At 73.4% G+C, this 12,029-nt stretch carries 5 protein-coding genes; 2 read left to right on the top strand and 3 right to left on the bottom strand.

Annotated features, from left to right (window positions below):
* Positions 1-226 precede the first annotated feature (226 nt).
* Together WMF17_RS15910 and WMF17_RS15905 are read left to right on the top strand one after the other, a co-directional pair.
* A complete protein-coding gene (locus WMF17_RS15910; RefSeq protein ID WP_437650259.1) occupies positions 227-2,332 on the top strand; it encodes an IPT/TIG domain-containing protein in 2,106 nt (701 codons plus the stop codon).
* Positions 2,332-4,368: an IgGFc-binding protein gene (locus tag WMF17_RS15905; RefSeq protein ID WP_437602937.1), complete on the top strand. Its 2,037-nt coding sequence runs from the start codon at positions 2,332-2,334 to the stop codon at positions 4,366-4,368. Before WMF17_RS15910 ends, WMF17_RS15905 begins: the two co-directional genes overlap by 1 nt.
* 34 nt (positions 4,369-4,402) lie before the next feature.
* Here WMF17_RS15905 and mutS read toward each other — a convergent pair whose 3' ends face one another.
* The 3 genes from mutS to WMF17_RS15890 all read right to left on the bottom strand — a co-directional run bounded on the left by mutS (position 4,403) and on the right by WMF17_RS15890 (position 11,876).
* Positions 4,403-7,096: a DNA mismatch repair protein MutS gene (gene mutS, locus WMF17_RS15900; protein WP_437602936.1), complete on the bottom strand. Its 2,694-nt coding sequence runs from the start codon at positions 7,094-7,096 to the stop codon at positions 4,403-4,405.
* A gap of 140 nt (positions 7,097-7,236) precedes the next feature.
* Positions 7,237-10,104, bottom strand: coding sequence for a hypothetical protein (locus WMF17_RS15895; RefSeq protein ID WP_437650257.1), 2,868 nt, complete (start codon positions 10,102-10,104; stop codon positions 7,237-7,239).
* A complete protein-coding gene (locus WMF17_RS15890; RefSeq protein ID WP_437650256.1) occupies positions 10,101-11,876 on the bottom strand; it encodes a hypothetical protein in 1,776 nt (591 codons plus the stop codon). Before WMF17_RS15890 ends, WMF17_RS15895 begins: the two co-directional genes overlap by 4 nt.
* Between the last annotated feature and the right edge of the window lie 153 nt (positions 11,877-12,029).

The raw sequence follows: 12,029 nt of genomic DNA, 5'->3' as shown, positions 1-12,029 counted from the left end.
GCGAGGATTCAACCTCCGCTGTCCCCCTCGTCACGAGCCGCGAGAAGGGGGCGGTTTGCTACCCCGATGCGCCGCGCTTGTCAAGCGGCGGCGCCGGGGCGCCAGCGGGCGACATTATCACGTGGTTCCGCAGGGTTCGGGAAGCGGGAGCGCGGCGCCCCGCGCCGCGCGCCGCTCCTGCGCGCGCGCCGTGGCCCGGCACCCACGATGGCGTAGACTCGGTTCCGTGCGAACCGCGTCACGACGCTTTCTTACTGCACGCTTCGCCCCGATTTGCGCAAGCCTCGGGGTCGTCTCCGCCTGCATCGCCTCGGCCCCCGAGGGCATCCGCCGGCAGACCGACGGCGACGGCGGCGGCGACTTCGGGGTGGACCCGCAGACAACGTCGTCCACCACCAGCACGGGGCTGCCAGACGCCGATCCCCACGCCCTGCTCGGCGCGGACCCGACGCACGGTCCGTTCAACGGAGGCCAGCGCGTCCTGCTCCATGGCAACGGCTTCAGCTCCAAGGTCCGCGTCTGGTTCGGCGACGTCGAGGTCGATCCGTCCGCGATCGTGCCCATCGATCCCAGCCGGGTCCAGGTGGCGGCGCCGCCGGGCGAAGCAGGGCCGGTGGAGCTCGCGGCGCAGAACGGCGACGACACCTCGACCCGGAGATCGCTGCCGGGCGGCTACGTCTACGACGCGCTCTATGCGTCTCCATCGAGCGGGCCGATCTCCGGCGGGACGACGATCGAGCTCGTCGGGCAGAGCACGCGCTGGGACGCGACGACCGTCGCCAGGATCGATCAGAAGCCGTGCACGTCGCTCGCCGTCGACGGGCCGACCCGGCTCGTCTGCACCGTGCCCCAGGGCACGCCGGGCGCGAAGACGATCTCGGTGACGACCGGCGACGACACGATCCTCGTGCTCGACGGCTACACCTACGAGGACAGCCAGAACGGCTACAAGGGCGGGCTCAGCGGCGCCCCCCTCGCCGGGCGGCTCAAGGTCCTCGCCTACAACAACTTCACGGGCGACCCGATCCCGGGGGCGCGCGTCCTCGTGGGCAACGACGTGTCGTCCGCGCTCGACGGCGTTGCGGACGCGTCCGGCGTCGTCGTTTTCGAGAACCCCTCGCTCGACGCCCCGCGGACCGTCACCGTCGCCGCGACGTGCCACAGCCCGATCTCGTTCGTCGACGTGCCGGTCGACACGGTGACCGTGTACCTGGACCCGGTGCTCACCCCCGCCTGCGGCGCCTCCGGCGATCCGCCCCCGCCGGTCGGCGGCAAGGTGGGCAACGCGGGCGCGCTCGAAGGCGAGCTCGTCTGGGATAAGTCGCTCGACCCGGGGAGCGCCGCGTGGGGCAACATCCCGAGCCCGAGGCGCGCGACAGAGCGCCAGGCGGCGTACGTGTTCACGACGGGGGTCGATCCGCTCGCGACCTTCAGGCTGCCGCCCGAGTACCAGGCGATCACCCCGGACACGTCGGGAGAGCTCGGGCACGGGTTCACGATGTACCTCGCGCCCGGCAACCGCTCGATCTACGCGCTGGCAGGGCTCGAGGATCGATCGACGACGCCGCCGCGGTTCACCGCCTACGCCATGGGGGTCGTCCGCGGGATCCCGCTGCTCCCGAACCGGGTGACGAGGGACGTGTTCGTGCGGATCGACCAGCCGCTCGACCACGCCCTCTCGATGGACGTCATCGCGCCCGCGAAGGGGCCGAAGGGGCCGGATCGGATCCAGGCGAACGTGTCCTTGATGGTCGGCAACGACGGGTTCGCCACGCTGCCCATCGGCGCGCAGAGCCCGCTGATCCCGTTCGACGGGCGGCTGACGTTCGTTGGCGTCCCGCCGCTCAACCGCGATCTGTTCGGGGCGAGCTACCACTCCTCGGCGCGCGCCGTCACCGGCCAGGCCGGGCTCGCGCCGCTGTCGGTCGTCGGGCGGGTGCTCTCGACGAGCACGAGCGCGCCGGTGCGCATCGGCGATTTCGTGGGCGTACCGACCGTGGAGACGCCGGCGCAGAACACCGCCTGGGACGGCGCGCACCTCGCGACCTCGTTCAGCGCGGGCGCGCCCGTCGACCTCAGCGTCTACGACATCGCGAGCGGCAGCGGGCTCATCCGGTGGACCGTGGCCGTGCCGGCAGGGTCGCACGCCGTCGAGCTGCCGGACCTCCGGCAGCTCGGGCTCGAGCACGGCGCGCTGCCGCCGGGGCCGGTCACGATCGGCGTGTACGGGGCGCGGTACGGCGCCTTCGATTACGGCAAGCTCGTCTACCGGCAGCTCAAGCCGCAAGGGATGGCGGCCTACTCCCTCGACAGCTTCAGCGCGCACCTGTGATGAGCGAGCCGCTCCCCCCGACGCGCGCCCGCAGGTCACGACGCCGCGCCCGCCCGCGGCCCGCGGCGGCCGCCGCCCTCCTCGCCACCGCCGCGGGGCTCGCGCTGTCGCCGAGCTGCTTCGACAGCGGCGTGCGGTGGGGCGATCGCCCGGAGGAGCCGCCGGCCTGCACGACCGGCGAGACCCGCTGCGGCGCGGAGCTCACGCGCTGCGAGGAGACGGCGGCGGGGCCGGCCTGGGTCACGCTCGACGACTGCGCCGCCCGGGGGCTCGTGTGCGCGTCGATCGCGCTCGGGTGCAGGCCGTGCGTGCCCGGCGTGACGTCGTGCCGAGGGCAGGACGTCGTGACCTGCGAGCCGGACGGCAGCTTCGGCGACGTGCTCGACACGTGCGACACGGACGCCGCCGAGGCGTGCCGGGGCGGCAGCTGCCTCCCGCTCTGCGCCGTCGCCGAGGTCGAGCGGAGCAACGTGGGGTGCGAGTACTGGGCGGTCGATCTGGACAACGCGCGGATCGACGCGACGAGCAACGCGGCGGCGCAGCAGTTCGCGGTGGTGGTGTCGAACCCGCAGCCGGACGTGCCCAACGAGGTCCACATCTTCCGGGACGACGGCGCGCCCGGCGACGCGCCCGCCCCCGTGGAGATCGCGAGCGCGCTGATCGCGCCGCTCTACCTCCAGGTGTTCAAGCTCGGGCCGCGCGAGGTCGATGGCAGCCCGGAGGGCAAGTACAACACGGGCACGCACACGGCGCTCACGCGGCACGCGTACAAGATCACGTCGAAGTTTCCCGTGGTCGCCTACCAGTTCAACCCGCTGGAGAACGCCAACGTGTTCTCCAACGACGCCTCGCTGCTGAAGCCGCGGGAGGCGCTGACGTACAACCCGGGCGCGATGTCGACGGCGTACGTCGTCGCCGGGTGGCCGCAGACCATCGCGAGCACGGACGATCCGGACACGAACTTCGATCCGCTGAACCCGATCGATCTGCGGGCGTTCTTGACCATCGTCGGGACGCGCGAGGAGACCACCGTGCAGGTGAAGACGACGGCGAAGGTCGTCGGCGGCGGGCCGGTCCCGGAGACGCCGGCGGGCGGGTCGATCGAGGTAAAGCTCGGCGCGTTCGACGTGCTCAACCTGGAGACCGGCGGGTTCAACGCGGATTTCACCGGCTCGATCGTCAGGGCCGATCAGCCGATCGCGGTCTTCACCGGCAGCGAGGCCTCGGACGCGCCCCACTTCGCCACGCTCGCGGATCGGCGCTGCTGCGCCGACCACCTGGAGGACCAGCTCGATCCGATCCGCGCGACCGGCAAGCGGTTCGCCGTGCCGCACACGCCGAACCGGTCGCAGACGGTGAAGGAGGCCGGCGCGCAGATCGAGGTCGTGCCCGAGCCGGAGTACGTCAGGATCATGGCCGCCACCGGCCAGGGCGCCGTGATCAAGACGACCCTGCCGCCGCCGGACGACCAGATCACGCTGTCGTCGCAGGGCCAGTTCCACGAGGTGATGGCCTGGGGCGACTTCCTGATCGAGAGCTCCGAGCCGGTCATCGTGTGGCAGATCATGGCCAGCCAGAACGCGACCGGGGTCAGGCAAGGGCTGCCGGGCGGAGACCCGAGCCTCGTGATCCTGCCGCCGATCGAGCAGTTCCGGCCGGATTACGTGTTCCTGACGCCGGACAAGTACGCGTTCGACTTCATCTCGGTGATCGCGCCGCCGTCCGCCGTCGTGCGGCTCGACGGCGTGGCGCTCGGGCCGGAGGAGTGCGAGATCGCGCCCGCCGACGGGCTCACCGACGAGGAGCGCGGGCGCCGCGCGCCGCCGTTCGTCGTCTATCGCTGCCAGCTGAGCTTCGCGACGATCGATCCGGCGCAGCCGGCGCCGGACAACGTGCTGCCCGGGCGGCAGCGCGACGGCGTGCACCGGATCGCGGCCTCCGCGCCCGTGGGGCTGCTCGTCACGGGGTTCGACTCGTTCGTGAGCTACGCGTACGCGGGCGGCACCGAGCTCCGGGAGATCGCGCCGCCGGATTGAGCCGCGCCGGCCGCGGCCGGCGCGATGGCCGCCGTCACTTGCCGGCGCCGCCGAGCAGGCCCTTCAGCTTCGCCACGAGCCTCAGCGCGTCGAGCGGCGCGAGCCGATCGACGTCCACCGAGCGCAGGGTCTCGATGACGGCCGCCTGCTCCGGCGCCACCGCCGCCTGCGCGGGGACGAACAGGTCGAGCTGCGCGGCGCCGCCGCGCGTGCGGCCGCGGAGCGAGGCGTGCTTGCCGCCCGGCAGCGCGGCGCCCGACTCCAGCGTCGCGAGGATCGCGCGGGCGCGCGCGAGCACCCCCTCGGGGACGCCCGCGAGCCGCGCGACCGCCACGCCGTAGCTGCGGCTCGCGGGGCCCGCCTCGAGCTTGTGCAGGAAGATCACGTCGTCGCCGTGCTCGCGCGCGGCGACCGAGTAGTTCGCGATGCCCGGCGCGCGCGACGAGAGCTCCGTCAGCTCGTGGTAGTGCGTCGCGAACAGGGCGCGACAGCCGATCGCGTCGAGCAGGTGCTCGGCCACCGCCCAGGCGATCGCGAGGCCGTCGTACGTGCTCGTGCCCCGGCCGATCTCGTCGAGGATCACCAGCGATCTTCGCGTTGCGTCGCGGAGGATCTCGGCCGTCTCCCGCATCTCGACCATGAACGTGCTCTCGCCCCGCGCGACGTTGTCGCTCGCGCCCACGCGCGAGAGGATCCGGTCGACGAGGCCGATCTCCGCCTCGCGCGCCGGCACGTAGCTGCCCATCTGCGCGAGCACGACGATGAGCGCGACCTGGCGCATGAGCGTCGACTTGCCGGCCATGTTGGGGCCCGTGATCAGCCAGAGCCGCTCGCCCGCGAGATCGAGGCGGGTGTCGTTCGGCACGAAGTGCCCCGCGGCCGCGTAGCGCTCAACCACGGGGTGGCGGCCGTCGCGGATCGCGATCGCCTCGCCCGACGTGACGTGCGGCCGCACGTAGTCGTTGCGGTGGGCGACGTCGGCGAGGGCGGCGGCGACGTCCCACGACGCGACCTTCCGCGCGAGGGCGCGGAGGCGGCCCTCGCTCTTCGCCACGAGGCCCCGCAGGCGCTCGAAGAGCGCCGCCTCGCGCTCCAGCGCGCGCGCGCCGGCGTGCTCGATCTTGTCGGCGAGCTCGTCGAGCTCGTCGCTCGTGTACCGCTCGCCGGTCGCGACGGTCTGCTTGCGGCGGAAGGTCTCCGGGACCTTGGCGACGTGCGCGCGCGTCACCTCGATGTACCAGCCGAACACGCGCGTGTACTTGACCCGGAGCGACGGCGCGCCCGTCTGCGCGCGCAGCTTCGCCTCGAGCGCGAGGATGAGCTCCGTCGCGTTCTTCTCGACGGCGCGCGCCTCGTCGAGCTCCTCGTCGTAGCCCTCGCGGAAGATGCCGCCCTCGCGCGCGTTCGGCGGCGGCCGCTCGATCAGCGCGGCGGCGAGCTCGGCGCGGACGTCGGCGACGACATCCACCGCCGCCGCCTCGGCGAGCAGCGGCTCGGCGCCCGCGTCGCCGAGGTCGGGGATCGACCGGACCGCGGCGACGGCTCCCGGGGCCGCCGTGAGGCCGTCGCGCAGGCAGCCGAGGTCGCGCGGGGTGGCCTCGCCGAGGAGCGCGCGGACGCTGAGGCGCTCGAGGTCGCCGACGCCGCCGAGCGCCTCCCGCAGCTCGCCCCGGGCGCGCGGGTGCGCGACGAAGAGCTCCACCTCGTCGAGGCGCCGGCGGATGGCCGCGACGTCCGCGAGCGGCGTGAGCAAGCGGCGGCGCAGGAGCCGGGCGCCGCCCGGGGTGACCGTGCCGTCGATGACGTCGAGCAGCGAGCCGCGGCGGCCGCCGTCGGCGGCCCGCGCGAGCTCCAGGTGCGCCTGGGCGGTCTCGTCGATGCGCAGCGTGCCCGAGGTGTCGTGCGGGGCGATGCGGCGCACCGGGATGCGCGCGCCGGGGCTGCAGCGGCGCGCGAAGCGCAGCGCCCGCGCCGCCGCGCGCACCGCCGGGAGCGGGTGCTCGGCCAGCGCCGCCGCCGAGATCGGCTCGATCGCGGCGTCGTCGAGGATCGACGCGACCTGCGCGCTGTCGAGCTCGTCGTCGTCGCGCAGCGCCGCGCGGCAGGAGAGCGAGGTCGCGGCCGCGCGGATGTCCGGCAGGTCCCGGGCGATCAGCGCCTCGCGCGGATCCGCGCGGGCGAGCTCCGCGAGCAGCGCCGTGGCGTCCGGGAGCGAGGTGGCCGAGAGCTCGCCCGTGGAGAGATCGAGCAGCGAGAGGCCGTACGGCCCCCCCGCGGCGCCGCCGTCGCCCCGCGGCGCGCCGCCGCCGTCGACGGCCGCCAGGTAGTGGTTGGCGCGCGCGTCGAGCTGATCTGTCTCGGTCACGAGCCCCGGCGTGACGACGCGCACCACCTGCCGCGGCACGAGCCCCTTGATCTTCGACGGGTCCCCGATCTGCTCGCAGATCGCCACCTTGTGGCCGAGCGCGAGGAGCCGCGCGATGTACCCGTGCGCGGCGTGGTGCGGGACGCCGGCCATCGGGGACTCCTCGGGCTCCCCCTTGTTGCGGCTCGTGAGCGTCAGGTTCAGCGCGCGCGACACGAGGACCGCGTCGTCGTTGAACATCTCGTAGAAGTCGCCCATCCGGAAGAAGAGGACGGCGTCCGGGTGGAGCGCCTTCGCGTCCTCGTACTGGCGCATCACCGGGGTCAGCTTCTTCCTGGCCGCAGGCTGCTCGGACGGATGCATCGCCGGCGTATTAGCCGCGACGCCCGATGAGGTCTACGCGGGATTCGAGCGTTCTTTCAGCGTTCGCCCCACGTTTTTGCCACGTTTTCGTGGAAAAATTGGCGAGGAGATCGGAATGGCGCGCGGGCTGGGCGAGCGCCTCAGTGGAACCGGCGCACGACCTCGGCGCCGCTCCCGCCCAGCAGGATCAGGCCCTGGAGCGAGCCGTCGGTGATGGCGAGCTCTCCGGTCGCCGGGACGAGCCGGATGGCCTGCGGCTGGAGCTCCGCCTCGTTCACGAGCTCGACGAGCAGGGGGTTGAACGCCCCCTGGGTGGTGAAGCGGAACTGCATGTCCTGCTCGGGCTCGGGCGCGCCGCCCGTGATCGCGAAGCGGAACATCGGGTTGACGAACGCGCCCGGATCGCCGTCGGTGACCCGCCCGTCGCCGGGCGTGTGCACGACGCGCCCGTTGAGCCGCCCGAGGCGCGCGTCGCACGAGTTGCGGCACGCGCCCGTGGCCGGATCGGCGATCACGTGATGCAGGAAGCCGGCCGCGTTGCTCCGGACGACCCACTGGCCTCCGGCGCGGACGCCGATCTGCACCTCTCCGGGGAAGCAGCACGCCGCAAACGCGACCTCGGGGTCGCCCTGATCGAGCTCGAGGTGGTCCTCGTAGGCCTCCACGACGCGGAGCCCCGGGCGCGACGTGATGACGTTGCCGTATTTCGCGTTGCAGCTGTCGAACGAGCACACGGCCTCGTCGACCTCGGTCCAGTACGGGGTGTCCTCGCCCGGGAGCTCGGACGTGATCTGCACGAAGTCGGCGAGCTGCGCGGCGTCGACGCCCGCGGGGACCGGCTGGTCCTTGACGCTGTTCAGGCTCTGCACGCCGCGACGGCAGAAGCGGGCGTCGCCGCTCCGGAGGTGGCCGTCCCCGTCGAAGTGGACGAAGGTCTTCGTGAACCCGGGGAGCACCCCCTCGTAGGTCACGGTCCACGTCTCGTTGACGAGGTGCACGCGGGGGTCCTCGACGTTCATCGTCAGCGCGTGATGCGGCTCGCCGGACCTCAGCACGAGCCCCTGCTCGTCGAGCGCGCTGTCGGCGCTGTCGACCGACTCGATCGTCAGGGGCTCGACCCCCACCGCGAGCGTGAGCGCCGGCGCGTCCGCCGCGTCGGACGGGAACGTGGCGCGCATCTTCGGGCTCGCCGCGGAGAGCTGCACGACCGTGCCGCTGCGATCGTAGAGGATCGGCAGGCCCTGCACGCCGGGCTCGCGCACACCGACGGCGTCGCTCGTCGCGACGTAGCTCCGCGAGCGGAGCGCGTGCGGGAGGACGACGTTGCAGGAGGCCTCGCCGCTCGTCTTGAGCCGCGGGTCGCCCTCCGATGCGCCCTCGGCGCAGCCGGCGCGGAGGCTCCGCTGCTCGGGCCCGCGGCAGGCCGCGTCGAGGTCGTCGACGTCGACGACGGCGACCTGGCCGTTCGTGAGCACCAGGTACGCGAACGAGCCGCGGAGCTTCAGCGGGCCGGCGCCGGCGTCGCGGTTCGCCGACGTGCGGAACAGCGTCTCGAGGTCGCACGAGGCGACGTTGCTGTCGCACGGCTTGAGGCTCGGATCGGGATCGCACCGGAGCCCCTCCGGGGCCACGCCCGTCGCGGGGAGGATGGCGGGGGCGTCGCGCTGCACGACCACGAGATCGCGGACCGGCGCCGCCAGGCGGATCCGGTCGGGGGGCTGGAACGGGTTCCACTCCGGATTCGGGCGCGCGAGCGGCGACTGGCCGGACGCGCCGTCGCTGACGTCGAAGACCATCACGCTGCCGTCGCCCGCGTCGACCGCGTAGAGGTAGCGGCGGAAATCGGGCGGCAACGCCTGGCTCACCGCGAGGCGGCTCGTGGTGACGACGCGCTCGGGGTCGAGCGTCGACGCGGGCAGGAGCGGGGGCAGCTCGGTCGGCTCGCAGGGCGTCGGGAGGTCGACGACGTGGATCACCGGGGCGTCGAGATCGGCGATGAACAGCCGGTCGTCGGCGAGCGCGAGCCCCCGGGGCCGCGGCGTCGCGAGCGCCTGCGCCGGGCTGGCCGCGACCGCCGGCTGGACGCACGCCGCCGGGCCGCCCGGCGCCTCATCGGGCGGCGCGGCCGGCGGCGAGAGCGGCAGCGAGGCCTGGAGGGGGACCCACCGCTCCACCTCGCACGGCGCGAACCCGCCGTCCTGGTACCGCTCGTCCTGGAGGAGCGCCTGCGCGTCGATCACGGCGAAGCCGCCGAGCTCGGGCAGGGTCACGAGGAGCTTCTGCCGCCCGAGCCCCTCCTGGCTCAGGTCGCCGCTCCCGCTGCCGCAGGCGTCGCCGCCGGCCTCGGCCTCGCCGGGGCTCGTCGGATCGACGTCGTAGTCGCTCGAGCACGAGGCCCGCAGCTTGCCGTCAGGTCCGGGCGGATCGGAGACGAGCAGCAGCTCGCCGGGCGACGACGGGAGCGAGCACGCCGGCCACGAGGCGAGCGACGGGACCGGACAGCCGCCGCGCGGCAGCACCTTCGCCGACGGGAGCGCGAAGATCCCCGCGCGCCCCGGCTCCGCGACGGCGACGAACGACGCGGTGCCCCCGGGCGTCGCGGCGATGTCGACCGGCTGCGCGCCGACCGGGAGGAAGCTCGCGCCGGGCGTGCCCGTGTCCTGATCGAGGATCGGCGAGCTCTCGGTTGTCATGTCGACGACCGCGATCTCGCCGCGCAACGTCTGCGTCACGAGCGCGTAGAGGTGCGGCAGCGTGGCCTTGCCCCCGCTGCCCTCCTCGATGCCGAAGTCGCCGGGCGATTCGACCGTGCGGCTCGAGCAATCCGTGATCGGCAGCGAGCGCACAACGCCCGGCGCCTTCGGGTCCGGCCGATCGACGGCGAGGCAGACGAAGGCGCTCCGGCCGGACTGCGCCAGGGCCTCGACGGCGACCGGCTCGGGCTCCTCGCCGCACCCGGCGAGCGCCAGGACCGAGGCGGGGGCGATGAGCGCAACGCGCAGCTTCATTGGGACTCCCGGGGCGGGACGGGAGTGCCCACCGTGAGGATCATCGTTCCGGACGTGTTCTTGCGCATGTCGAGATCGACGACGCCGAGGTACGAGTCGGTGAAATGTGCGATGTACATCAAGGAATAGGGCTCGCAGCCGTCGCTGCCCGGCGCGCAGTCGCAGCGTTCCTTCTCGTCGCCGCAGGTGTGGCCCGTGTCGAACGCGAGCGCCTGCGGTCCGCGCCCGGTGGAGATGACGGGGTCGAAGCCGCGCGCTTCCGGGTCGTAGGAGAACACGCGGCCGGAGTCGAACGCGATCGCGAAGATCCTCCGATGGCGCTCGTTGTCCGCCCCGATCACCTCGCCCACCTCGACCCGCGACGGGTAGGCCGCGAGCGGCACGGCGTCGCTGATCGAGAGCGTCTCGTACGCCGCGGCCCACGTGGTCTCGGGCTTCGCGGGATCGGCTGCATCGTTCTCGACCAGCGTCGTCGTCACCTCGCCGATGAGCAGCGAGTTCGGGAAGCGATGCGCCACGAACACCTGGAGCGGGATCGCCGCGCACTGCGCGAGGCACGCGTAGTGGCGCTCGCGTTCCTCGACCTCCCCGCAGTCCCCCTCGCACGCCCCGCAACCCACCTCGCACGCCTGGCGCTCGCGCGCGTCGACCGCGATCCCGCGGTTGTCGGTGCCGCTCGTGAGCGCGGTGATCGGGGTCGTGGGCGACTGGTAGAGGAGCGCCGGCGCGCCCTCGAGAGGTTCCTGGTAACGGATCAGGCCGAGCTGCGGCGCCGCGATGAACGTGAGCGCGAACGCGGGCTGGTAGTCGATCTCCTGCTTGGCTGCCTTCACCTCGGTGATGAGGCGCGGGCGCGGCACGGCCGCGAGCTCCGTGGGGCCGAGGGCGAGATCCGGGAGGACCGCGGCCAGCTGCGGTCTCTTCCCTTGCTCCCAGGGGTTCGCGATGACGCTCACGATGTCTTCCGTCTGGTGCGAGACGACGACGCTCGTCCCGTCCGGGCCGGCGGCGATCCCGAGCGGCTCGAGCGGCAGCTTGCGCCGGATGAGCCCCTGGCCCGGATCCTCCCCGATGCGGTGGTCCCTGCCGCAGCGCCCGCCCGCCGCGGCAGCGCCGCAGTCCAGGCGAAAGCAGGAGTCCCCGCTGCAGCGCTGCGCGTCGGGGGCGTCGAGCCGATCGTCGGCGAGGTCGAAGAAGGTCACCGAGGGGTCGCCCCGGACGGGCACGAACAGCCGCGCCTGAGGCGCGTCCGCGGCGCTGTCGGCGAGCTCGCCGAGGAGCGGCCGGTGCACGAGGAGGACGTTCGACGCAAACGCCCCGAGCACGGCCGAGCCCCGCACGACCTCCTCGTCGCCCTCGAGGGCGGAGAGGTCGAGGGGCGCGCACGGCCCCGGGTGGAGCAGCGGCGCAGGGTTTGTCGAGAGGCCCACGGCCTGGCACGCCGCGCTCACGGCGCCGCCGGCGCCCTCGCCCGCCTCGCGCGGGGTGAGCGCCCCCTGGAGAGCGAGCGCCCTCTTGCGCAGCCGCTGGAGATCCAGCGCTTGGACCGTGCCGCCGTTGTACCGGAGATCGAAGTCCGAGTTCGCGACGTAGAGGACCCGGCCGCCCGGAGACGTCGCCAGGCCTGTCGGGAAGTAGAACCCCTCGGCCGGCGGCGGGAGCCCCTCGCTGTCAACGAAGCAGCCGGCAACCCCGAGCCCACCCAGGATCGAGGCGACGAGGCCCACACCGACGACGCGAGGTGTCTGGAGAAGTGCGCGGGCTAGCTTCATGCGGGCGCGGAGACTAGTCAGCGTCACGAGCACTGGCAACCCGCTCCACGAGTTCGTTTGCGGCGGACGCACGCCGAACACGCCGGCGCGAGCGTCGGCTCACGAAGCCGGCGCCGGGGAGCGCGCAGCGTGCCGCAACGCAGCACGGCCGTG

It is taken from the genome of Sorangium sp. So ce362 (assembly GCF_051519845.1).
GTDB lineage: Bacteria > Myxococcota_A > Polyangia > Polyangiales > Polyangiaceae > Sorangium.
The sequence above is the reverse complement of the archived record's forward strand: the minus strand, read 5'-3'. Positions and strand labels throughout refer to the sequence as shown.